We start from the raw sequence: 22,451 nt of genomic DNA on the forward strand, positions 1-22,451 counted from the left end.
CTGCTGCGCGGGGTCGATCGGTGGGTGGTGCGGGCGACGCTGTCCCGCGGGGCGGTCCGGACCGGGCAGGTGGCCGCGGTCCGGACCGGTGGATCAGTGGGTGAAGCGGCCGACGGTGGTCCGCAGGTCCGCGGCCATCCGGGACAGCTCGTCGACGGCCACCCGGGTCTGGGACAGCGCCTGGGTCGTGGACTCCGCGGCGGTCGAGACGCCGCTGATGTTGGCGGCGATCTCGGTGGTGCCGCCGGCGGCCTCGGCCACGCTGCGCGACATCTCGTTGGTGGTCGCGGTCTGCTCCTCGACCGCACTGGCGATCGTGAGCTGGTAGTCGTTGATCTGGCCGATGACCGTGCCGATCCGGCCGATCGCCGCGACCGCCCCGCCGGTGTCGGCCTGGATGGCCTCGACCCGGCGGGCGATGTCCTCGGTGGCCCGGGCGGTCTCCTGCGCCAGCTCCTTGACCTCGTTGGCCACCACGGCGAAGCCCTTGCCGGCCTCACCGGCGCGGGCGGCCTCGATCGTGGCGTTGAGCGCCAGCAGGTTGGTCTGCTCAGCGATGCTCGTGATCACCTTGATCACGTCACCGATCTCCTTGGAGGACACCCCGAGCTTGGTGATGGTCACGTTGGTGGCCTCCGCCTCGGTGACCGCCTCGGCGGCCACCCGGGCGGCCTCGTTGGCGTTCTGCGCGATCTCCCGGATCGAGGCGCTCATCTGCTCGGCACCGGCGGCCACCGTGGCCACCGACCGGGACACCTCGTCGGCGGCACCGGACACCGCGCCGGACTGCACGCTGGTCTCCTCCGACGACGCGGAGATCTGGGCCGACGAGGCCGACAGCTCCTCGCTGGAGGCAGCCACCGCATCGGCCGACGCCGCGACGGAGGCCATCAGGGCGCGCAGCTCCACCATGGCGCTGTCCAGCGAGGCGCCCATCAGGCCGAGCTCGTCGCGCGAGGTCAACCCGGCGCTCACGGTGAGGTCGCCGCCGGCGAGGGCGTCGGTCACCGCGCGCACCCGGCGCACCGACCGGGCGATCCCGGTGGCCACGAACCACCCGACCGACAGGGCGAGCAGCACCCCGATCCCGAGCACCACCAGGCTGAGGGTGCGGGCCGAGGACGCCGACGAGGCCGCGCTCGCGGCTGCCGCGGCGGCCTGCTCCTGCTCCAGGGCCTGCAGCTGTGCCAGGTCGTCGGTGACGGCGTCCAGCACCGACTTCACCTGCTGGTCGTTCGCCCGGGCCCAGCCCTCGTAGTCGCTGGCGAGGGCCAGCGGGGCCAGCACGTCGTCCACCAGCCCGGTGGCCGTCTGCAGCTGCTCCGTCGCGTCGTCGACCAGCGCCTGCTTGTCGGCGTCCATGGTCGTGGCGGTGTAGTCCTCGAGGTGGGTCCGGAACTCGTCGGCGGCCGTGGTGACCGCCTGCAGCGCGGTCCGGGTCGCCGCGGTGTCCGTGGCCAGGATGGCGTTGCGGTTCTGGATCCGGAGGTCCTGCACGTCGTTGGTCATCGCGCCGATGGCGGCGACGCCCTCGAGGTTCTGGCTGTAGAGGCGCTGGGTGGTGTCGGCGGCGTCGCCCAGGGCGACGATCCCGACGACCCCGATGGTGACGGCGACCGCGGAGGCGGCGCCCACCGCGGTGAGGACCTTGACCTTCACGCTGCGGTCGGACCAGATCCGGCTGACCGAACCGGGGCCCGTGGTGGTGACGGGGGTGGACACGGAGGACTCCTGGTTCAGGAAGGGTCTCTCGACCCGGGAGGGGGGAAGGGGTGGGCCGGCGTCAGGGGCTGACGACGCGGGCGACGTCCAGGGCCAGCAGCAGCCGGCCGTCGAGCTTGTAGGCCCCGCGGATCAGCTCCCGGGCCCGCCCGTCGAGGGTGTCCGGCGGCTGCTCGAAGTCGACCGCGTCGACGTGGACGACGTCGGCGATCCCGTCGACCAGGAAGCTGACCGCCTCCCCGTGCATCCGGACCACGATCACCACGGCCTCGGCGCCCTCGGCGCGGGCCGGGCGGCCCAGCCGCTCGCGCAGCTCGATCGCGGTGACCACCTGGCCGCGCAGGTTGATCAGGCCGGCGACGGCCGGCGGGGCCAGGGGGACCCGGGTGAGCTTCTGCGCCCGGAGCACCTCCTGCACGTGCTCGACCTCGACGCCGTAGAGGTCGCCGTCCAGCCAGAAGGTGGCCAGCTGGGCAGTGCCCTGCGTGGTTGCCGTGCTCATGTCAGACCGCCATCAGGTCGTCGGAGGCCGCGGGGGCGGCGGTGTCGAAGGCGTAGAAGCCGGGGTCGGCCGCGAGGATCGCGGCGCGGACGTCGAGCAGCTCGGTGACCTTGTCGCCGAAGACGGCGGAGCCGAGCAGGCCCATGTCGTCGATGTCGGAGTGCTGGACCTCGGTGTCGTCGACGATGTCGAGGATCTCCTCGACCACGATGGCGACGCTGCGGTCGCGGTCGGCGTAGACGATGACCTCGAGGGTGTCCTTCGTGGGCTCGTCGCCGTAGCCGTAGGACGACGCCGCACCCAGGTGCTGGTCCAGCCGGACGATCGGCAGGATGGCGCCGCGGTACTGCACGACCTCCCGGGAGCCCACCCGCTCGACCGTCGCCGTCTTGATCTGCTCCAGGCGGGTGACGGTGTCCAGCGGGATCGCGACCCGGCGTCCGCCGCCGATCGCGGCCAGCAGCATCCGGGTCCGCTCGGTGCCGACCGTCGCGGTGGCCGCCGCGGCGCTGGCCGCGGTCCGCTGCTCGGCCCGCTCGACGGTCTCGGCCCGCAGCGCCCGGCGGGCGAGGGCCTGGACGTCGAGGATCAGGGCGACGGTGCCGTCGCCGAGGACGGTGGCCCCGGAGTAGAGGCCGATGGCCTTGAGCTGGGCACCGACTGCCTTCACGACGATCTCCTCGGTGTTGATGACCCGGTCGACGACCAGGCCGAAGCGGCGGCCCTCGGACCGCAGGACGGCGATGACGACGTGCCCGTCGTGGCGCTCGGAGCTGGTGCCGAACACGTCGGTCAGCTGCACCAGCGGGAGCAGCTCGCCGCGCAGGCGGTAGACCCGGGCGCCACCGATCTCCTCGACCGCGGTGGCGGCCTTCTCGGCGTCCAGGCTGACCAGCTCCTGCAGGCTGACCTGCGGGATGGCGTAGCGGTCGCCGGCGCACTCGATGGTCAGCGCCGGCACGATGGCCAGCGTCAGCGGGATGCGCAGCCGGGTGCAGGTGCCCCGGCCGGGCTCGGACTCGATCTCGATCGTGCCGCCGATGGCCTCGATGTTGGTCTTGACGACGTCCATGCCGACACCGCGGCCGGAGACGTTGGTGACCGCGGCGGCGGTGGAGAACCCGGGAGCGAAGATCAGCTGCAGGATGTCCGAGGTGGCCATCCGGGACAGCGCGTCGGCGGTCACCAGGCCCTTGCGGACGGCGCTCTCGCCGATCTTCGCCGGGTCGATGCCGGCGCCGTCGTCGACGACCTCCACCACGACCTGGCCGGACTCGTGCCGGGCCCGCAGGGTCAGCACGCCCTCGGCGGCCTTGCCGGCGGCCCGGCGGGCGTCGGGCTTCTCGATGCCGTGGTCGACGGAGTTGCGGACCAGGTGGGTCAGCGGGTCCTTGACCGCCTCGAGCAGGGTCTTGTCCAGCTCGGTCTCGTTGCCCTCCATCGCCAGCCGCACGGACTTGCCGCACTGCTGGCCGAGGTCGCGGACGACGCGGGGCAGCTTGGACCAGATGTGGTCGATGGGCTGCATGCGCGTCTTCATGACGCCCTCCTGCAGCTCGCTGGCGATCAGGTTCAGCCGCTGGCCGGCCCGCACCAGGTCGGTGTCGGCCTGGCGCGAGACGTACTGCACGATCTGGTTGCGGGTCAGCACCAGCTCCCCGACCAGCTGCATCAGGGCGTCGAGCAGGTCGACGTCGACCCGGATGGTGGAGTCGGCGACCGCGCGGCGCGGGGCGGGCTCGTCCTCCCCGCCGAGCGGCTTCACGGCGGCGACCGGCGCCGGCGCGGGGACCGGGGCCGCGGCCGGGACCGGGACGACGGCCGGGGGTGCGGCGGCGGCCGGGGCGGCGACCGCGGCGAGCTGGTCGGCGGCGACCTCGAGCGCGGCCAGTTCCTCCTCGACGACCTCGGCGGCGGCCTCGACCACGGCCTCGGCGGCGACCGGGTCGGCGGCGGGCGCCTCGGCGGCGGGCCCGTCCTCCATGGAGGCGCTGATCAGCTCGACGGCGCGGCTGACGTCGACCGAGCCCTCACCACCGGTGGTCTCGATGGAGCCGAGCAGCTCGCGGACGGTGTCCACCATGGTCAGCAGCGCGTCGGTGCGGTGCGGGGTGAGCTGCAGGGCGCCGTCCCGCAGCCGGGACAGCATGTTCTCCCCGACGTGCGCGACCTGCTCCAGCTTCCCGAAGGCCAGGAAGCCGCTGGTGCCCTTGATCGTGTGGATCGTGCGGAAGATGCTCGACAGCCGCTCCCGGGAGTTGGGCTCCTGCTCGAGGGCGACGAGGTCCCGGTCGAGCTGGTCCAGGTTCTCGTGGCTCTCCACGAGGAAGTCCTCGACGATGTCGTCCAAGCCGTCCACGGTGGTCCTCTTCCCTGCTGCGCCGGGGGCCGTCAGCCCCTCCTTGTCAGGGTCCACAACGGCACGGACCGAGCAGTTCTCAACCCGAGAGCTCAAGTTCGGAACCGCTTTTCCCGATACGCGCGGAGGAATGCCGATGACCATTCCTGCACCGGGCGGCGACCCGGCGCGCCGACCCCACCCCTATGGATGAACGAGCAGCTCAACGGCGTACCCGGTCACAGATCAATGCCCGCGCTGATCGGTCACCGCCATTCCGGGTCGACGTGTCGACAGCCCGCGGGACGGTGACCGCCAGCCGTGTCGACAACCATTCCGGCGCCATTCCCGGACGGCCGGGCGGGCGGGGTCGCGGCCGAGCGGCCCGGCCCGGCCCCGCAGCGCCGTAGACTCGCCGGAATGAGCACTGCCGCCGGCGAGGCCGCGCGCCGTCGGACCTTCGCCGTCATCAGCCACCCGGACGCCGGGAAGTCCACCCTCACCGAGGCCCTGGCCCTGCACGCCCACGTGATCGGCCGGGCCGGTGCCGTGCACGGCAAGGCCGGCCGCGGGGCCACCGTGTCCGACTGGATGGACATGGAGAAGGCCCGCGGCATCTCGATCACCTCCGCGGCGCTGCAGTTCGCCTACCGCGAGGCCGTGGTCAACCTGGTCGACACCCCCGGTCACGCCGACTTCTCCGAGGACACCTACCGGGTGCTCACCGCCGTGGACGCCGCGGTGATGCTGGTCGACGCGGCCAAGGGCCTGGAGACCCAGACGATGAAGCTCTTCGCGGTCTGCAAGCACCGCGGGATCCCGATCATCACCGTGGTCAACAAGTGGGACCGCCCCGGCCTGGACGCCCTGGGCCTGATGGACGAGATCAGCGAGCGCACCGGGCTCACCCCCACACCGCTGACCTGGCCGGTCGGCATCGCCGGGGACTTCCGCGGCGTGCTGGACCGGCGGGACGGCTCCTACCGGCACTTCACCCGCACCGCCGGCGGCGCCACGATCGCGCCCGAGCGGGTGATGACCGCCGACGCCGCACTGGCCCAGGAGGGCGACGCCTGGACGACGGCGGTCGAGGAGGCCGAGCTGCTCGGCGAGACCGGCGCCGACCACGACCAGGAGCTCTTCCTCGCCGGCGCGACCACCCCGGTGCTCTTCGCCTCCGCGGTGAGCAACTTCGGCGTCGGCCTGCTGCTGGACACCCTGGTGGACCTCGCTCCCCCGCCGGCCGACCGGCCCGACGCCGACGGCAAGCCGCGCGCCCTGGACGACCCGTTCAGCGCCTTCGTCTTCAAGGTGCAGGCCGGCATGGACACCGGGCACCGCGACCGGCTGGCCTACATGCGGGTGTGCACCGGGGTCTTCGAGCGCGGCATGGTCGTCACCAACGCCGCGAACAACCGGCCCTTCGCCACCAAGTACGCCCAGCAGGTGTTCGGCCGCGACCGGGAGACCATCGAGACCGCCTACCCCGGTGACGTCGTGGGGCTGGTCAACGCCCAGGCCCTCGGCGTGGGCGACACCCTCTACACCGACGTGCCGGTGGTCTACCCGCCGATCACCACGTTCGCCCCGGAGCACTTCGCGGTCGCCCGGGTCGCCGACACCAGCAAGTACAAGGCCTTCCGCAAGGGGATGGACACCCTGGCCGGCGAGGGCGTCGTCCAGGTGCTGGTCTCCGAGCGCCGCGGCGACGGCGCCCCGGTGCTCGCCGTGGTCGGGCCGATGCAGTTCGAGGTGGCCCAGCACCGGATGGAGCACGAGTTCGGCGCCAAGGTGAGCCTGGAGAACCTGCCCTACTCCCTGGCCCGGGCCACCGACGCCGAGTCCGCCCCCGAGATCGCCAAGGCCCGTGGCGCCGAGGTCATGTCCCGCCCCGACGGCGAGCTGCTGGCCCTGTTCACCGACAAGTGGTCGCTGCGCGCCCTGCAGCAGAACAAGCCGCACCTCACCCTGACCCCGCTGGTGGCCGCCGAGCTCTCGTGATCAGAGGGGTCGCAGGGCGCGGTGCTGGTCCAGCCGGTCGGTGTAGCTGACGGCGTTGGCCCGGATCCGCTCGACCGCGGCGTCCCCCAGGTCCCTGACGACCTTCGCGGGGACGCCGGCGACCAGCGACCCGGGCGGCACCTCGGCGCCCTCGGTGACCACGGCGCCGGCCGCGACGATCGACCCGGACCCGATGTGCGCGCCGTTCATCACCACCGCGCCCATCCCGACCAGGACGTCGTCGTCCACCCGGGCGCCGTGCAGCACCACCCGGTGGCCGACGGTCACCCGCTCGCCCAGCACCAGGGGAAAGCCCGGGTCGCTGTGCAGGGTGGACCCGTCCTGGATGTTGGAGTCGGCGCCGACGACGATCGACTCGGCGTCGGCCCGGAGCACCGCGCCGTACCAGACCGACGCCCGCGGGCCCAGGGTCACGTCCCCGACGACCACGGCGGTCGGCGCCACGAAGGCGGCGGGGTCCACGGCGGGGACGCGGTCCCCCAGGGCGGCGATCAGCGGTTCGGCCATCTGCCCTGCCTACCGCACGGGGTCAGGCGCGGGTGCGGCGGGCCTTCAGCACCTCGAGCCGCTCGGCGAGCAGCTCGTCGAGGTCGGTGATCTCCCGGCGCTCGAGCAGCATCTCCCACGGGGTCTTGCTCACCCGGGGCGGTCCGGTCTTGCGGGCCCGGCCGCGCGGCGCCTCGTGCTCGTCGGTCGGTGCGGCCACCGGGGTGTCGGCGGTGACCACGAGGGCCGAGGGCCGCCCGTGCCGCGGGCAGGTCCAGATCGCCGGGGGGATGGCGTCGGCCGCGAACGTGACCTTGACCTGGTGGTCGGTCTCGCAGATGTACGTGTGGGTGGCGGCCTCGGCCAGCACCGCGCCCCGGACGCTCTCCAGGCTCGTGGTGCCCATCCGGGAACCGCGCAGGTTGTCGGGCACGGTGGCCTCCTCGTCGGGTGCTGCTGTCTGCGTCCACCTAACCGTTCCCGGTCAAGCTTAAACGCTGTTTACGCACCCCACGGTTCAGCTCAGCGGACTGGGCACGATCCGGGGAGTCCGGGGGGCCAGGTCGTCCTGACCGGCGGCCCGGCGGGCGGACACCAGCTGGGACACCCGGTTGCGGGTGACCCCGGCCTCGCGGGCCACCGCGGACGGCGCGTGGCCGGCCTCGACGGCGGCCACCAGGGCCGCCTCCCAGCGTCGCTGTGCCTCGCGGGCCGCGGCCTGGGCCGTCTGCCGCTCGGCGTCGGCGACCCGGATCGCGCGCACCGCAGCATCGATCGTCGTGTCAGGGTTGCCGGTCATCCCGCCACGATAGGCGCAGTGCGGACCGAAGGGGTCACGAACCCGCCGTGACCTGGCCGGATGCCCCCCGCGGCGACCCCGCCCTCAGGCCTGGGCGACCGGGTCCCGACCGGGCACCGGCTCCACCGGCGCCGGGTTCCCCTCCCCCGCCCGGACGAGCACGATGCCGGCCAGGACGACGACCCCGCCGACCAGCTGCACCGGCCCGGGCTGCTGCCCCAGCGCCAACCAGGCGAACAGGACGGCGAAGAGCACCTCGGTCAGCCCGACGAAGGAGCTGGTGCGCGAGCCGAGCCGGCGGATCGCGGCGACGCCGGTGGCGTAGGCGAACGCGGCGGCGACCAGGGCGAGGCCCAGCAGCGGCACCAGCCAGCTGACCTGCGTGCCGGCCAGGTCGACGTCGGCCGCGGTGGTCCGCCAGGGCACCAGCCCGACCGCGGCGGCCGCGCCGAGCACGACCGCGCCGATCGCCAGCCCGCCCCAGGCGCTGACCAGCGGGGGCAGCGCGCCGTCGGTCCGCCCGGAGACCACGAAGTAGACGGCCAGGCCGACCGCGGCGAGCAGGCCCCAGAAGACACCGAGGAGGTCGATCTCGGCGCCGCGGACCACGTCCAGCACCAGGACCAGACCGGCGATCGCCACGACCACCCCGGCGGCGGTGACCGGGCTGGGCCGCTGGCCGTGCCGCAGCCAGGTCCACAGCACCACCAGGACGACGCCGGAGTACTCCAGCAGCAGGGCGACCCCGACCGAGAGCCGGCCGATGGCCAGGAAGTAGGCCAGCTGGCAGCCGGCCACGGCCAGCAGCCCGAACGCGACCACCGACCCCAGGTTGGCCCGCAGCAGCGACCACCGCCCGCGCAGCTGCAGCAGGGCCGGCACGGTGAGCACCAGCGCACCCAGGCCCACCCGGAGGGTGACCGCGGCGGCCGCGCTCCACCCCGACGACAGCAGGGCCGACGCGAAGACCCCCGAGGTGCCGAAGGCGGCCGCGGAGGCCAGGGCGAGCAGCAGTCCGGTCAGGCCTGCACGACGATCGGGCACGACATCTCCTCGGGAGCCGTGTCAGGACCGATACGACCTACACTCCTGACGAACGGGACGCTAGCAGAGTCAGGAGCAACATGCGCTTTGCCCATGACACGGAGGTCGGGCTCAACGCCGCGGCCGAGCTGGTGAACACCGCGACGGGGTCCGGCACGGGCACCGAGCTGCTGCCCGACCCCCCGGCGCTCGCCGCGTTCCTGGACGCCTGGGGGTTCACCGGCGACCGGGCCGGCGACGCCGCCGAGCTCGCCGGGGTGCACGCGCTGCGGGCCGAGCTCGCCGAGATGTGGGACGCCGACACCGAGGGAGTCGTCGCCGTGGTCAACCGGCTGCTGCGCGACGGGCAGGCACAGCCGCAGCTGGTCCGGCACGACGACTGGGGCTGGCACGTCCACGCCACCGAGCCGCACGCACCGGTCCCGCACCGGATGGCCGTGGAGGCCGCGATGGCCGTCGCCGACCTGGTGCGCGCCGAGGAGCTGGACCGGCTGGGGCGCTGCGAGGCCGAGGGCTGCGGGGCGGCCCTGGTCGACCTGACGAAGAACCGGTCCCGCCGGTTCTGCGACGCCAGCTGCGCCAACCGCACGCACGCCGCGGCCTACCGCGCCCGCCGCGCCGCCGGCTGATCCGCGGGGACCTCCCCCCGGCGCGCGCGCCGTCCGCGGGCCACCTCGGTGGCCAGCGCGTCCAGCGGCTGGTCGAACGGGTCGCCCAGCCGGTCCAGCCACGCCCGCACCGCCACCACCCCGCCGTTGTCCACGGCGTGGAACCGGCGGGTGCCCTCGGGCCGCACCCGGACCAGGCCGGCGTCGCGGAGCGCGGCCAGGTGCTGGGAGACCGCCGGCTGGGAGATCCGGCCGCGCTCCTGCAACCCGGCGACCAGCTCGCCCACCGTCCGCTCGGTGCCGGCCAGCAGCTCCAGGATGCGGCGCCGGGTGGGGTCGCCGAGGGCGTCCAGGGCCTGCGCGGCAGCGGTCACCCGGCCTCAGGCGTCCCCGTGTAGAACGCAGCGGTCGCCCGGGCGGCGGCCCGGGCCTGCGCCTCGTCGTCCCCGTCGGCGACCGCCGCGTCGCCCCAGCCGGCGGCCGCGGCACCGACGAACACCGCACCCTCCGGGGTGGTCGGGAAGGCCAGCCCGGTGGCCGGGTCGACCGGGGCGCCGGACTCCAGGTGCAGGCCCAGCGCCATCAGCCCCAGGTCCCAGCCCACGCCGACGGCGCCGGGGCCGAACTGCGTCCACATCTGCGGGTCCACCGGCGCCTCGTGCGCCAGCTCCAGCACGGTGCCGCCGTCGGCCTCGGTGAGCGTGACGGTCAGCCAGGACACCATCTCGCCGAACTCCCAGGTCGCCGCGAAGGACTCCGGCGCCCGGCACTCCTGCACGGTGCCGCCGGCGTTGCCCTCCAGCTGGTAGCGACCACCCTCGCGCAGCTCCCCGGTCACCGGGAGGAACCAGCGGGGGATGCGCTCGGCGCTGGTCACGGCGTCCCAGAGGTCGGCCCGGTCGGTGCGGTAGGTCCGGCGGGCGACGGCGACCCGGGTGGGGACGCCGTCCCGATCGGCGGAGCGCACCTCCCGCACGACGAGTCCGGCGGTGGCTGCGGGGTCGGTCAACATAAGTTGCAACTTATCGAAGGTCCCCCCGCGACGGCAAGCCCCTACAGGTCGACCTCGGCGAGCACCCGCGGGATCTGGGGCGGCAGCTCGCGGGCGAGGAAGCCCATCCGGCCGACCTCGGCGGCCAGCCGCTCCCCGGCCCGGCCGTGCAGGTGCCCGGCCCAGACGGCGGCCTGCGCGGGCTCGGCGCCGCGGGCGAGCAGCCCGGCGACCGTCCCCGCCCGGACGTCGCCGGAGCCCGAGACGCCGAGCCCGGCCCCGCCGCTCTCGTCCCGCCACAGCCGGCCGTCCGGGGCGGCCACCCAGCTGGTCTCCCCGCCGAGCGCGACCACCGCCTGCGCCCGGTCGGCCATCTCCCGCGCCGCGACCGGCGGGTCCTCGACGTGTTCCACGTGCAACCCGAACGCCAGCTCGGTCGGGTTCAGGGTCAGCACCACCCGACCGTCCAGGTGGTGCAGGCAGGCCGGGTCGGCGGTGACCGCGGCCAGGCCGAGCGCGTCCAGGGCCAGCGGCCCGGGCACCTCCGGCAGCAACCGCTGCACCAGCTCCCGGGTCTGCTCCTCGTCGACCATCCCCGGGCCGACCAGCACGGCGGCCGCGCTCTGGGCCAGGTCCAGCACCCGGTCGGCGGCGTCGGCGCGGATCGCGCCCTCCTCGGTCTCGGCGAGCCCGCGCACCAGGGCCTCCGGCAGCGCCGACGAGGTCACCGGCGCCAGGCTCCGCGGGACGGCGACCTGCAGCTTCCCGGCCCCCGAGCGCAGCGCGGCCTCCGCGGCCAGCAGCACCGCACCCAGGGTCTCGGTGCTCCCGCCGACGACCAGGATCGAGCCGCGGGCCTCCTTGCCGCCGGTCGGCTCGGGCAACCGCCAGCCGCGCAGCACCTGCGGGGTGACCAGGGTGGACTCAGGGGTGCGGGACATCGGGCTCCTCGGTGACCGGGGTGTCCGCCAGGTGCTCGACGGAGTTGAACGCCTGCAGCGACCAGCTCTCGCCGGCCGCGCGGTAGCGGGTGACCGAGGTGTTGGCGACCTGCTCCTGCCGGTCGATCTCCAGCAGGTGCTGCTCGTCGAGCTCCTCGAGCACGTAGCGGAAGACCATGACCACCGCCTGGTGGCTGACCAGCAGCAGCCGCTCGCCGTCGTGCCGCAGCGCCTCGGTGGCCAGCACGCTGCGGACCCGCAGGGCGACGTCGGCCCAGCTCTCCCCGCCCGGTGGCCGGTACCAGAACTTGCCCAGCAGCTGCCGGCGCTCGGCCTCCTCCGGGTAGCGCTCGCGGATGCCGTGGGAGGTCATGCCGTCGAAGGCGCCGAAGTCCCGCTCGCGCAGCCGCTCGTCGAACCGGACCGGCAGCCCGAGCCCGGCCGCGGCCCGTCGGGCGGTGTCGGCGGCCCGGACGAACGGCGAGCTCAGCACCGCGGTCGGCGGCTCGTGCTGCGCGGCGAGCCAGCGGCCCAGCGCGTCGGCTTGCTGCTCCCCGGTCGGGGACAGCGGGACGTCGGGGTCGCGGACGTCGAGGTCGAGCCGGTCCACGCCGAGCTCGTGCGCGCGGGCGTCGGCGAGGTTGCCCTGGCTCTCCCCGTGCCGGACCAGCCACAGTTGCTCCGGGCCGGGCGGTCTGCGGGTCACCGGACCTGCCTGACCGCCCGCACGAGTTCCGAAACCTGGGAGGGGTCAGCCGTGGAGCACGAGTTCGAGGTGCGGGTGTTCGCCGACGGCGCCGAGCTGGACGCCTGGCTCGACGAGCACGGCGCGACCGCGCCCGGGCTGTACGCCCGGCTGGCCAAGAAGGGCGCCGACTTCCCGTCGGTCACCTGGGAGCAGCTGGTGGAGGGCCTGCTGTGCCACGGCTGGATCGACGGCCGGGGCAACCGGTACGACGACACCAGCTGGACCATCCGGACCACCCCGCGGCGCCCGCGCAGCATCTGGTCGGCGAAGAACGTGGCCACCGTGGCCGAGCTGGTGGCCGCCGGCCGGATGCGGCCGGCCGGGCTGGCCCAGGTGGCGGCCGCGCAGGCCGACGGGCGCTGGGAGCAGGCCTACGCCGGGTCGGCCGGGATGACGGTCCCCGACGACCTGACCGCCGCGCTGGCCGCGACCCCCGGCGCCACGGACCGGTTCGAGGCCATGACGAAGGCGCAGCGGTACGCCGTCCTGCACCGGGTGCACACCAAGCGGACGGCGGCCGGCCGGGCCGCGGCGATCGCCGACCTGGTCGACCGGGTGGCGACCGGGAAACGCATCTGACGACGGTCTCGTCAGGGAGGGGGTCCGATCGCTACGCTCCCAGGCGTCGACCCGTCCCCCGACGACGGAATCCGCAGCCACCGGGAGTGCAGCCATGACCACCACCGAGCAGTCGGTCACCGAGCCCGGGCGGTACGGCCCGGGCGACATGGACAACCTGTGGCTGCACTTCTCCCGGATGGGCTCCTACACGCAGCAGGCCCCGCCGGTGATCGTGAAGGGCGAGGGCGCCTACATCTGGGACGACCGCGGGCGGAAGTACCTCGACGGGCTGGCCGGGCTGTTCGTCGTCCAGGCCGGGCACGGTCGGCGCGAGCTGGCGCAGGCCGCCGCGAAGCAGGCCGAGGAGCTGGCCTTCTTCCCGATCTGGTCCTACGCGCACCCCTCGGCCATCGAGCTGTCCAAGCGGCTGGCGGCCGCGGCGCCCGGTGACCTCAACCGGGTCTTCTTCACCACCGGCGGCGGCGAGGCCGTGGAGACGGCGTGGAAGGCGGCCAAGCAGTACTTCAAGCTGGTCGGGAAGCCGGCCAAGCACAAGGTGATCAGCCGGGCCATCGCCTACCACGGCACCACCCAGGGCGCGCTGTCCATCACCGGGCTGCCGGCGCTCAAGCAGGACTTCGAGCCGCTGGTCCCCGGTGCGTTCCGGGCCGCCAACACCAACATCTACCGGGCGCCCTACTTCGGCGACGACCCCAAGGCCTTCGGGCAGTGGGCCGCCGACCAGATCGAGCAGGCGATCGTGTTCGAGGGCCCCGACACCGTCGCGGCGGTCTTCCTGGAGCCGGTGCAGAACGCCGGCGGCTGCTTCCCGCCCCCGCCCGGGTACTTCGAGCGGGTGCGCGAGATCTGCGACCGGCACGACGTGCTGCTGGTCTCCGACGAGGTCATCTGCGCCTTCGGCCGGCTGGGCACCACGTTCGCCTGCGAGAAGTTCGGCTACGTGCCGGACATGATCACCTGCGCCAAGGGGATGACCTCGGGCTACTCCCCCATCGGCGCCATGATCGCCAGCGACCGGGTGATGGAGCCCTTCCTGCGGCCCGGCGTCTCCTTCCCGCACGGCTACACCTTCGGCGGCCACCCGGTGAGCTCGGCCGTCGCGCTGGCCAACCTGGACATCTTCGAGAGGGAGGGCCTCAACCAGCACGTGCTGGAGACCGAGGGCGCGTTCCGCCGCACCCTGGAGAAGCTGTCCGATCTGCCGATCGTCGGCGACGTCCGCGGCGACGGCTTCTTCTACGGGATCGAGCTGGTCAAGGACAAGGCGACCAAGGAGACCTTCGACGACGCCGAGAGCGAGCGGCTGCTGCGCGGGTTCCTCTCCGGGGCCCTGTTCGACGCCGGGCTGTACTGCCGGGCCGACGACCGCGGCGACCCGGTCATCCAGCTGGCCCCGCCGCTGACCGTCGGCCAGCCCGAGTTCGACCTGATCGAGCAGACCCTGCGCTCGGTGCTCACCGAGGCCTGGTCCCGCCTGTAGGGCGGTGATCAGCTGGGCTGATCACCGTGCGTCCTGGCTCACCGGCGCCGGTGAGCCAGGACGGCCGTGGATCAGCTGAGCTGATCCACGCCGCTCAGCGCTCGGCGGGGACGCAGAGGACGGGGCGGTCGGACAGGTGCAGCAGCTTGTGCGGCACCGACCCGAGGATGGCGCCGCGCAGCGGGGTCTCGCCGTAGGTGCCCACCACGATGACCCGGGCGTCGTGCTTCTCGGCGGCGTGCAGCAGGGCGTTGACCGGCTTCTCGTCGACCAGCTCCAGCACGGTGCGCACCCCGGCCTCCTCGGCGTCGGCCACGGCGTGGGCCAGCGCGGCCTGGCCGATCTCGGCCAGCGCCTGGGTGTGCGACCCGGCCTCCTCGCCGACCACCCCGGGCGGCGCGGCGCCGTAGACCAGGACCAGCGGCTCGTCCAGCCGGGCGGCCAGGTCGAGGGCCAGCCCGAGGGCGCGCCGGGCGCCCGGGGACTCGTCGTAGCCCAGCACGATGCTCATCGGTGCGTCTCTCCTCGGTCGGGTGCGGTCACGGGGCGGGGTCCTCGACGGCGGCCGCGGTGCGGCCGGCCTCGATGTCGGCCTGCAGGCGCTCGGCGGTCGTCGTCTTCTCGTCCCAGAACCGGGCGTCCTTGAACCGCCAGACGAGCATGAACACCACGCCGACCAGGAAGATCCCGATGCCGATCACCAGCGGCGGGCCGAGGCCGAACCACGCGGTGCCCAGGTCGGAGTTGGCCGGGTCGGCCAGGTCGCCGATCGACTCGATCAGCAGCCAGATCAGCATCGCCGCTCCGACCAGCGGGCCGACGCCGATCAGCACGAAGTCCTTGACGCTGCGGGTCAGCTGGCGGCGGTGGAAGACCGCGCAGGCGATGCCGGTCAGGGAGTAGTAGAAGGCGATCAGCAGCGACAGCGCGGTCAGCGAGTCGAACAGGGCGTTCTCGCTGATCAGGTTGACCACCACGTACCAGGCGGCGGCGATGACCGCGACCAGCCAGGTGGAGACGTCGGGGGTGCGGAACCGCGGGTGGATGCGGGCCAGCGAGGCGGGCATCGCGTGCCGGCGGGCCATCGACAGCCCGGTGCGCGAGGCCGGCAGGATCGTCGTCTGCGTCGAGGCGATCGCCGAGGTGGCCACCGCCAGCAGGAGCACCCAGTCCCAGCCGCCGAGCACCTCGGTCGCCATCGTGGCGAAGATGGTCTCGGCCTCGTCCTCGCGGGAGGCGAGGAAGTCGGTGCCGAAGTAGCTCAGGATCGCCACCGTGACGCCGAGGTAGGTCACCAGCAGGACGACGGTGGACACGATGGCCGCCTTGCCGGGTGTGGACTCGGCGTCCGAGGTCTCCTCGGTCAGGTTGACCGCGGACTCCCAGCCCCAGTAGATGAAGACCCCGAGCAGCAGCCCGCCGGTCAGCGCGGCGCCGCCGGCGCCGAAGGGGTTCAGCCAGGACAGCGACGGGGTCAGGTTGCCGCCGTCGGCCTCCCCGTTGCCGGACAGGCCCGCGACGAGGGCGACGACGGCGAACACCAGCAGGGCGCCGACCTGGGCGATGATCAGGCCGTTCTGCAGCTTGGCGCTGGTCTCGGTGCCGATCACGCAGATCCAGGTCATGGCGAAGATCAGCAGCACGGTGAGGGTGCGCACCAGGAAGGTGTTCTCGGCCAGCCCGTCCAGCTGCAGGGCCAGCAGGCCGAACCGGACGCCGGTGTCGGCCAGCGAGCCGATGACCAGCACGCCGGTCATGGCGATCGCCCAGCCGCCCAGCCAGCCGATCCAGGGGCCCATCGCCCGGGTCACCCAGGAGAACGTCGTCCCGCAGTCCTGGTCGGCGCGGTTGAGGTAGTAGAAGGCCGACGCGATCAGCAGCATCGGCACGAACGAGGCCAGGAAGACCCCGGGCGCGTAGACGCCGACCAGGGCGACGACGGCGCCGACCACGGCGGCCAGCGAGTACGCCGGGGAGGTCGACGCCAGGCCGATCACCAGGGCGTCGACGAAGCCGATCGCGCCCTGCTTCAGCTGTGGCTGGGCACCCGGCTCGCTCACGGCTGGCTCACTGGTTCCGTCATGCCACGGTTATCGCAGGTGGATCACCGCTCCACAAGGGTTTCGCGTGTTACGAGTTCGCACGGCGACGGAAGCCGTCGCGCCCGTGTCGGTCGTCACCTACGCTCGGCCTCCCCTCCCGAGAGAAGGACAGCATGCGGATCCTCCTGGTCGGCGCCGGTGGCGTCGGCAGCGCGTTCGCCGCGATCGCGGCCCGCCGGTCGTTCTTCGAGGCGCTGGTCGTGACCGACTACGACGGCGCACGGGCGGACGCCACCGCCTCGGCCGTGGACGACGAGCGGTTCAGCAGCGCCGGGTCCGTGGACGCCGGGGACGCCGACGCCGTGGCCGCGCTGCTGGCCGAGCACCGCTGCGACGTGCTGATGAACGCCGTCGACCCCCGGTTCGTCATGCCGCTGTTCCGGGCGGCGCTGGCCGGCGGGGCGACCTACCTGGACATGGCGATGTCGCTGTCCCACCCGCACCCGGAGAACCCCTACACCGAGACCGGTGTGAAGCTGGGCGACGAGCAGTTCGCGCTGGCCGGGGAGTGGGAGGCGGCCGGGCAGCTGGCGCTGGTCGGCATGGGGGTGGAGCCCGGGCTGTCCGACGTGTTCGCCCGGTACGCCGCCGACCACCTGTTCTCCGCCATCGACGAGCTCGGCGTCCGGGACGGCGCGAACCTCGAGGTGTCCGGCTACGAGTTCGCCCCGTCGTTCAGCATCTGGACGACGATCGAGGAGTGCCTCAACCCGCCGGTCGTCTACGAGGAGGGGCGCGGGTTCTTCACCACGGCACCGTTCAGCGAGCCCGAGGTGTTCGAGTTCCCCGAGGGCATCGGCCCGGTGGAGTGCGTGAACGTCGAGCACGAGGAGGTGCTCCTCATGCCGCGCTGGGTGGACGCGAAGCGGGTCACCTTCAAGTACGGCCTGGGCACGGAGTTCATCGACGTCCTCAAGGCGCTGCACAAGGTGGGCCTTGACCGCACCGACCCGGTGACGGTGAAGGGCGTGCAGGTCAGCCCGCGGGACGTCGTCGCCGCCTGCCTGCCCGACCCGGCCCGGCTGGGTGACCGGATGTCGGGCAAGACCTGCGCCGGGCTGTGGGTCACCGGCACCGGGAAGGACGGCGAGCCCCGGCAGGTCTACCTCTACCACGTGGTGGACAACGAGTGGTCGATGCGCGAGTACGGCCACCAGGCGGTGGTCTGGCAGACCGCGGTCAACCCCGTGGTCGCCCTCGAGCTGGTGGCCGCGGGCACCTGGAGCGGCGCCGGCGTCCTGGGCCCGGAGGCGTTCGACAGCCAGCCGTTCCTGGACCTGCTGACCGCCTACGGCTCGCCCTGGGGCATGCGCGAGGGCGGCTGACACTCCTCCCAGCCTGCGCCCAGCCGCCGTCCAGGTGCGCTGGGCAGGGTGCGCGGGTGACCGCCCTCCTCGGCCTGGTCGCAGGGTCCCGCGGCGTGCGGAGCACGTCGTGGGGGGCGATCAGGTCCTTCTGGCCCTGTTCGTCGGGTTCGTGGTGCCGGCCGAGACCGCGGTGGTGCTCGGCGGGGTGGCCGCCGAGCAGGGCCGGGTGTCGGTCTGGCTGCTCGGTGCGCTGGTCGTGGCGGCCGCGGTCCTCGGGGACTCCGTGGGCTACGAGGTCGGCCGGCACGCCGGTCCCCGGCTGCTGGCCAGCCGGATCGCGCGCCGGCACCAGGAGGGCATCGACCGGGCCACGGACACCCTGGCGCGCAAGGGCGGCCCCGCCGTCCTGCTCGCCCGGCTGACCGCGTTCCTCCGGGCGGTCACCCCGGCGCTGGCCGGCGTCGCGGGTATGCGCTACCGCGCGTTCCTCGCCTGGAACGCGGTCGGCGGCCTGCTGTGGGGCGTCGGCGCGGTGCTGATCGGCTACCTGGCCGGCGCCTCGTGGGAGAGCGTGGCCAACACGGTGGGCACCACCGGCGCGGTCGTGGTCGCCGCGGTGGTCGTCGTCGGCCTGCTGGTGTGGCGGGTCCGCCGGCACCGGTCGACGCCGACCGCCGCCTGAGGTCGGTCCACCTGGCCGGGGGATGGTCCGCGGCCGGCGCCGGACCTTCCCCCACCGGGGCGGACGTCGGTCAGGCGGTGGGGCGGCGGGCGCCGGCGTAGCCGGGCATGTCCACGCTGGTGACGGCGACCGGCCGGCTGGACACGCTGGCGTGCACCATCTGGCCGTTGCCGATGTACAGGCCGATGTGGCTGACCGGGCTGTAGTAGTAGACGAGATCGCCGGGCTGCAGGTCCTGCCGGGCGACCGGAGCACCCATGCCGGACTGGGTCCGGCTCGAGTGCGGCAACGAGAGGCCTGCTGCGGCGTAGGCGAACTGGGTCAGACCCGAGCAGTCGAAGCCGCCGGGGCCGGCACCCCCCACGACGTAGGGCTTCCCGACCTGCGCCAGGCCCGTCTGCACGGCGATCGCAGCCGCCTCGGTCGGCGCGGCGGCGGGTGCCGCGGCCGCCGCAGCTGCGGTGGCGTCCGCGTCGACCTCCGGGCCGACGGCCGTGCGGGTGACCGCAGCCTGCTCGACGGCGGACAGCAGGGCGAAGTCGGCCTGGTAGCGGGCGAGTTGGCTGTTCAGCTGGTCTTGCTGCGCCTGCAGGTCGGCCAGCGCGGCGTCGGCCGCGGACTGGGCCGCTGCGGCCGCGGCCCGGGCGTCGGCCGCCACCTGACGGGCGGCGGCGACCTCGCCGAGCACCGCGTCGGTGTGGTCGGTCAGCTGGCTGATGGTGAACACCCGGTCCAGCATCTCGTCGGCGGACCCGCTGGTCAGGACGGTCTCCAGGCCCGAGGGCACCCCGTCGACGAAGCCGCTGCGGACGATGGCGTCGACCTGCGGCTGCAGCTGGGACACCGCCGCGTCGGCGACCTGGACCGCGGTGTCCGCGGTGGCGACGAGGGCCTGCTGGTCGGCGACGGCGAGCTCGGCGTCGTTGACCTGCTCGCTGAGCACCTCGACCTGCTGGGCGGTCTGCGTCACGGCGGCGGCGGCCTCGGCGGCGGTGGCCGGTGCGGCCACGGCCGGGCCGGTGGCCAGCGTCAGCAGGACGCCGGTGACCACGGCCGGGACGGCGACCCGGGACCAGCGACGAGCGGTCGATCGGGGTGTCATGGGATGTCCTCCGGGTCGCGCTCGGGCACCCGGGGAGGGGTGTCGTCGCCGAGCGAGTCGACACGCAACGTAACTAGACGAGTGCCCGCCGTCCCGTACACCGCGGGGTGTGTCTGTCCCACCGGCCCCACGCGTCCCAGGCTCTGGTCACCGTCGGTGGCGGTCGTCCACCTGGCGGGTGCCGCGCAGCGCTGCGGCGATGTCCGCCACGTCGTCCACCCGACCGGTGACGATGGCCGTCACCAGGTCGACCGCGGCTTCGGGACCGATGCCGGCGGGCTCGTCCAGCAGGCCCATGAGCGCGAGGCAGGCCGCCAGGGCGAAGGGCCGGTTGCCGCCGGCCAGCGGTGCACCCGCGGCCAGGGAGTGCAGCAGCGCCGCGCCCTTCTCCGCCGGCGTCGGGTACACCTCCACCCCGTCGGCCACCGCGTCGACCCGGGCAAGGGCACCCACCAGCAGGCCGGGGTCGCGGACGACGACGTCGGGCCCCACGACCCGGACGGCCACCTGCAGCAGCGCGTCGAGGGTCAGTCCGTCCACCGGGACAGCTCCTCGATCGCCGCGGCGTAGCGGTCGAGCTCGACGTCGAGCACCACGTCCAGCGGCGTCCGCCGGGCATGGGCGGCCAGGTACTCCTCCAGCGCGCGCTTGGCGACCTCCTGCATGGAGGCGTGCTCCACCCGCGCCTGCCTCCGCAGGGCCTCCACCTGGCCCGGCGTCAACCGCAGCGTCATCGCCATGGGTTCGCTCCTGACAGAGCACGCACCTGCCGGCGAGTGATACCACCGGTGGTGTCATGCGTCACACACAACCCTAGCGGGTGGACGTTGCGTGATCGCGACGGAACGGTCCGTACATCACGGCGCCGCGACACGCCGCGTTGGGGCGCTTCGGTACCGGAACCGTGGCGCGGTGCTTGCGGTGGTCCCTAGTTTCCCGGCCATGTCCCAGGCCGACCTCACCGCAGGCGGCCGACCGCCGTCCGGTGGTCGGCCGTGGGTCCGGCGGCTGCTCACCGGAGCAGCCCTCGGTCTCGGGTCGGCGGCCGCCTGGGTGGCGCTCGCCGCACCCGCCTCGGCCGACGAGGCCCCCGCCGCGGAACCGGCCGTCGTGGCCGACTCGGACACCGCCGACGCCGGTACCCCGACCCCGGCACCGACAGACCCGGACGTCGCCGTGGCGACGTACCCGGTGGTCGAATCCTCGCCGACCGAGACGGTCCCCGCACCGCCCCCGGACGCCGACCCGCCGCCGACCGGCGCCGACGCGACCCCGCCCAGCAGCGCACCGACCCCCGACGAGCCGGCCGACGACCCGGCCGCCGGCACCGCCCAGGCACCGACCGGGGACGACGGCGCCGCCTCGACCAGCCAGACCACGGCGACGACCACCACGACGACCCCCGCGACGCAGCTCACCCCGGAGCCCGCGCCGGCTCCCGCCTCGGCCGCGGACGCCACGGCCACCGCACCCGCTGCGACGTCGGAGTCGACCGGGGCCACGGTGACCGACCCGGCGAACGGGACCGCGGGCGCCGCCGTCGCCCCGTCCGGGCCGACCGCCGCGGTCACCGGGCCGCTCTGCACGCCGGAGCCCGAGGCCGTGGCCGGCTCCCCGCGCTCCGCCGCCACCGCACCCGGCCGGACGTCCACCGCCCTCACCGAGTACGCCGTCATCGCCCCGGCCGGATCCAGCTCACCGGCCCCGGTCTCCGTCGACGCCGCCGGGCGACCGGCCCCGACCGGACCGGCGCCGCTGCCGGCGACCGGCATCCCCGACGCACCGGTCGCCGTCGCGGCGCCCTGCGCACCCTCCGGCGGTGCGGCCAACGGCCAGACCGCCACCGGCCCGGGCACCGCCACCGCGGTGCTCGCCGCCGACGTCCCCGCCCTCGCGGCCGGGGCGGCCACCGCGCGCACCCTCGCCGCCGTGGCACCCGTCGCCGACCTCGTCGGCGACCCGGGCTCCCGCCCCGACTAGGCACCGCCGCCGCGCGAGCCGCCCCGTCCCCGGTGTGCCCACGGGGGGCACACCACGACGGGCGACCTCCACGGCCTGGCCAGCCTGGTCCACCGCGCAGCAGCCCCGCACCAGCCGAGCAGACCTCGGCCTCCGGCACCACGGGTCAGCAGTCCAGACGGGGGCTCGACCGCACCACCTCTGCACCACCCCTCCCGCACCACCAGCTCGTGCGCAACGACGCACACCAGCGACAAGGAACACCTGACATGAATCGATCCGTGCGCAACGGCTTCGCCGTCGCCACCATGGCCGGGGGTGTCTGGCTCCTCGGGCAAGCGGTCGCCTCGGCCGACGAGGTCGCCGCCACCAGCACCGCCGACGAGGGCTCGGCGGTCACCACCACCGACACCCCCACCCAGAGCAACGGCGGCGAGGCCGTCGGCAACACCGCGACCAACGACGGCAACGTGTCGGGCGGTGACGGCTCGAACAGCGGGTCGGCCTCCAGCGGTGCCACCGTCGCGGTCGGCCAGGACGACCACCGCAGCGACGGCAACGGTTCGCCGACCACGACGACCGGGGCAGCGACGAACACCAGCACCGGCGGCGACGGCGGCGCGGCCACCAACAGCACCACGGCCACCGGGGACACCTCCGCCGACGGCGGCACCGCCACCTCACCCGCCGTCCAGGCCTCCGCGGAGGCCGTGGGCAGCGGGGGCGGCGGCGGGGGCGGCACCCCGTCGGTCGCCAGCTCCAGCTCCAGCTCCAGCTCCGGCTCCAGCTCCGGCTCCAGCGGCGCCGACACCTCGGTGCACGCACCGACGTCGGCGAACGGCGGCGACGCCGAGGGCAACGTGGCCACCAACAGCGGCAACGTCCGGGGCGGGGACGGCGGGAACTCCGGCGAGGCGTCCAGCGGTGCGGGGGTCGGTGTCGGCTGCGAGAACCTCCACAGCGACGACAACTGCAACCCGATGACCACCACCGGCGCCGCCACCAACACCAGCACCGGCGGCAACGGCGGCGCGGC

The 22,451-nt window shown here is 74.2% G+C and carries 23 protein-coding genes and 1 pseudogene; 8 read left to right on the forward strand and 16 right to left on the reverse strand.

The features are described 5' to 3' along the window. Window positions 1-93: 93 nt before the first annotated feature. The 3 genes from UXQ13_RS20255 to UXQ13_RS20265 form a co-directional block, all read right to left on the reverse strand. Complete coding sequence (locus UXQ13_RS20255) at window positions 94-1,722, reverse strand: methyl-accepting chemotaxis protein (protein ID WP_336392858.1); 1,629 nt, start codon at window positions 1,720-1,722, stop codon at window positions 94-96. Window positions 1,723-1,783: 61 nt separating this feature from the next. Then, window positions 1,784-2,224, reverse strand: a complete 441-nt coding sequence (locus UXQ13_RS20260) for a chemotaxis protein CheW (RefSeq protein WP_225233440.1) — start codon at window positions 2,222-2,224, stop codon at window positions 1,784-1,786. 1 nt (window position 2,225) lies between these two features. Then, the gene (locus UXQ13_RS20265) at window positions 2,226-4,583 is read right to left on the reverse strand and encodes a chemotaxis protein CheA (protein ID WP_225233441.1); all 2,358 of its coding nucleotides are present in this window, start codon (window positions 4,581-4,583) and stop codon (window positions 2,226-2,228) included. Window positions 4,584-4,982: 399 nt separating this feature from the next. Here UXQ13_RS20265 and UXQ13_RS20270 point away from each other — a divergent pair, with 399 nt between their 5' ends. Further along, window positions 4,983-6,563 carry a peptide chain release factor 3 gene (locus UXQ13_RS20270; RefSeq protein ID WP_225233442.1) on the forward strand — a complete coding sequence of 527 codons (1,581 nt, stop codon included), beginning with the start codon at window positions 4,983-4,985 and terminating at the stop codon, window positions 6,561-6,563. Here UXQ13_RS20270 and UXQ13_RS20275 read toward each other — a convergent pair whose 3' ends face one another. From UXQ13_RS20275 to UXQ13_RS20290, 4 genes are all read right to left on the reverse strand, one after another. After that, window positions 6,564-7,091 (reverse strand): gamma carbonic anhydrase family protein, encoded by a 528-nt coding sequence (locus UXQ13_RS20275; protein ID WP_336392859.1) that lies wholly within the window; start codon window positions 7,089-7,091, stop codon window positions 6,564-6,566. 22 nt (window positions 7,092-7,113) lie between these two features. Continuing rightward, window positions 7,114-7,503 (reverse strand): RNA polymerase-binding protein RbpA, encoded by a 390-nt coding sequence (locus UXQ13_RS20280; RefSeq protein ID WP_336392860.1) that lies wholly within the window; start codon window positions 7,501-7,503, stop codon window positions 7,114-7,116. 84 nt (window positions 7,504-7,587) lie between these two features. Continuing rightward, entirely contained in the window at window positions 7,588-7,869 is a 282-nt protein-coding gene (locus UXQ13_RS20285) for a hypothetical protein (protein WP_336392861.1), read from the reverse strand. A gap of 84 nt (window positions 7,870-7,953) precedes the next feature. Continuing rightward, window positions 7,954-8,913: an EamA family transporter gene (locus tag UXQ13_RS20290; protein WP_336392862.1), complete on the reverse strand. Its 960-nt coding sequence runs from the start codon at window positions 8,911-8,913 to the stop codon at window positions 7,954-7,956. A gap of 80 nt (window positions 8,914-8,993) precedes the next feature. Between UXQ13_RS20290 and UXQ13_RS20295 the strand changes: the two genes are divergently transcribed. Beyond that, a complete protein-coding gene (locus tag UXQ13_RS20295) occupies window positions 8,994-9,542 on the forward strand; it encodes a CGNR zinc finger domain-containing protein (RefSeq protein WP_225233448.1) in 549 nt (182 codons plus the stop codon). Here UXQ13_RS20295 and UXQ13_RS20300 read toward each other — a convergent pair. The 4 genes from UXQ13_RS20300 to UXQ13_RS20315 are packed head-to-tail and all read right to left on the reverse strand — an operon-like array spanning window position 9,515 to window position 12,159. Further along, window positions 9,515-9,895, reverse strand: coding sequence for an ArsR/SmtB family transcription factor (locus UXQ13_RS20300; protein ID WP_336392863.1), 381 nt, complete (start codon window positions 9,893-9,895; stop codon window positions 9,515-9,517). The two genes, UXQ13_RS20295 and UXQ13_RS20300, sit on opposite strands and share 28 nt — an antisense overlap. Further along, a complete protein-coding gene (locus UXQ13_RS20305) occupies window positions 9,892-10,533 on the reverse strand; it encodes an SRPBCC family protein (RefSeq protein WP_336392864.1) in 642 nt (213 codons plus the stop codon). Before UXQ13_RS20305 ends, UXQ13_RS20300 begins: the two co-directional genes overlap by 4 nt. A 41-nt stretch (window positions 10,534-10,574) precedes the next feature. Further along, entirely contained in the window at window positions 10,575-11,453 is an 879-nt protein-coding gene (locus UXQ13_RS20310) for an NAD(P)H-hydrate dehydratase (RefSeq protein WP_336392865.1), read from the reverse strand. After that, window positions 11,437-12,159, reverse strand: coding sequence for a histidine phosphatase family protein (locus tag UXQ13_RS20315; RefSeq protein WP_336392866.1), 723 nt, complete (start codon window positions 12,157-12,159; stop codon window positions 11,437-11,439). The genes UXQ13_RS20310 and UXQ13_RS20315 overlap by 17 nt, the downstream gene beginning before the upstream one ends. Window positions 12,160-12,210: 51 nt before the next feature. Between UXQ13_RS20315 and UXQ13_RS20320 the strand changes: the two genes are divergently transcribed. Both UXQ13_RS20320 and UXQ13_RS20325 read left to right on the forward strand, forming a co-directional pair. Then, window positions 12,211-12,780: a YdeI/OmpD-associated family protein gene (locus tag UXQ13_RS20320; protein WP_336392867.1), complete on the forward strand. Its 570-nt coding sequence runs from the start codon at window positions 12,211-12,213 to the stop codon at window positions 12,778-12,780. Window positions 12,781-12,874: 94 nt separating this feature from the next. Beyond that, complete coding sequence (locus tag UXQ13_RS20325) at window positions 12,875-14,263, forward strand: aspartate aminotransferase family protein (RefSeq protein ID WP_336392868.1); 1,389 nt, start codon at window positions 12,875-12,877, stop codon at window positions 14,261-14,263. Window positions 14,264-14,357: 94 nt separating this feature from the next. On the opposite strand, the gene UXQ13_RS20330 is transcribed toward UXQ13_RS20325, so the two are convergent. Both UXQ13_RS20330 and UXQ13_RS20335 read right to left on the reverse strand, forming a co-directional pair. Beyond that, window positions 14,358-14,774 (reverse strand): universal stress protein, encoded by a 417-nt coding sequence (locus UXQ13_RS20330; RefSeq protein WP_225233455.1) that lies wholly within the window; start codon window positions 14,772-14,774, stop codon window positions 14,358-14,360. A 28-nt stretch (window positions 14,775-14,802) separates the two neighbouring features. Then, the gene (locus UXQ13_RS20335) at window positions 14,803-16,323 is read right to left on the reverse strand and encodes an APC family permease (protein ID WP_336392869.1); all 1,521 of its coding nucleotides are present in this window, start codon (window positions 16,321-16,323) and stop codon (window positions 14,803-14,805) included. Window positions 16,324-16,478: 155 nt separating this feature from the next. On the opposite strand from UXQ13_RS20335, the gene UXQ13_RS20340 reads away from it, so the two are divergent. Together UXQ13_RS20340 and UXQ13_RS20345 are read left to right on the forward strand one after the other, a co-directional pair. Then, window positions 16,479-17,690 carry a saccharopine dehydrogenase family protein gene (locus UXQ13_RS20340; RefSeq protein WP_336392870.1) on the forward strand — a complete coding sequence of 404 codons (1,212 nt, stop codon included), beginning with the start codon at window positions 16,479-16,481 and terminating at the stop codon, window positions 17,688-17,690. 109 nt (window positions 17,691-17,799) lie between these two features. Beyond that, the gene (locus UXQ13_RS20345) at window positions 17,800-18,354 is read left to right on the forward strand and encodes a DedA family protein (RefSeq protein ID WP_336392871.1); all 555 of its coding nucleotides are present in this window, start codon (window positions 17,800-17,802) and stop codon (window positions 18,352-18,354) included. 70 nt (window positions 18,355-18,424) lie between these two features. Here the strand turns inward: UXQ13_RS20345 and UXQ13_RS20350 are convergent, their stop codons facing one another. The 3 genes from UXQ13_RS20350 to UXQ13_RS20360 all read right to left on the reverse strand — a co-directional run bounded on the left by UXQ13_RS20350 (window position 18,425) and on the right by UXQ13_RS20360 (window position 20,196). Then, window positions 18,425-19,456, reverse strand: a complete 1,032-nt coding sequence (locus UXQ13_RS20350) for a C40 family peptidase (RefSeq protein ID WP_336392872.1) — start codon at window positions 19,454-19,456, stop codon at window positions 18,425-18,427. Between the two features lie 147 nt (window positions 19,457-19,603). After that, window positions 19,604-19,996, reverse strand: coding sequence for a type II toxin-antitoxin system death-on-curing family toxin (locus UXQ13_RS20355; protein WP_225233460.1), 393 nt, complete (start codon window positions 19,994-19,996; stop codon window positions 19,604-19,606). Then, complete coding sequence (locus tag UXQ13_RS20360) at window positions 19,984-20,196, reverse strand: hypothetical protein (RefSeq protein WP_225233461.1); 213 nt, start codon at window positions 20,194-20,196, stop codon at window positions 19,984-19,986. Before UXQ13_RS20360 ends, UXQ13_RS20355 begins: the two co-directional genes overlap by 13 nt. A 202-nt stretch (window positions 20,197-20,398) precedes the next feature. Here UXQ13_RS20360 and UXQ13_RS20365 point away from each other — a divergent pair, with 202 nt between their 5' ends. Both UXQ13_RS20365 and UXQ13_RS20370 read left to right on the forward strand, forming a co-directional pair. Continuing rightward, window positions 20,399-21,436, forward strand: coding sequence for a hypothetical protein (locus tag UXQ13_RS20365; RefSeq protein WP_336392873.1), 1,038 nt, complete (start codon window positions 20,399-20,401; stop codon window positions 21,434-21,436). A 248-nt stretch (window positions 21,437-21,684) separates the two neighbouring features. Continuing rightward, window positions 21,685-22,451, forward strand: a pseudogene (locus tag UXQ13_RS20370) (hypothetical protein); the annotation flags it as partial.

This window comes from Klenkia terrae, from assembly GCF_037083865.1.
Lineage (GTDB): Bacteria > Actinomycetota > Actinomycetes > Mycobacteriales > Geodermatophilaceae > Klenkia > Klenkia terrae.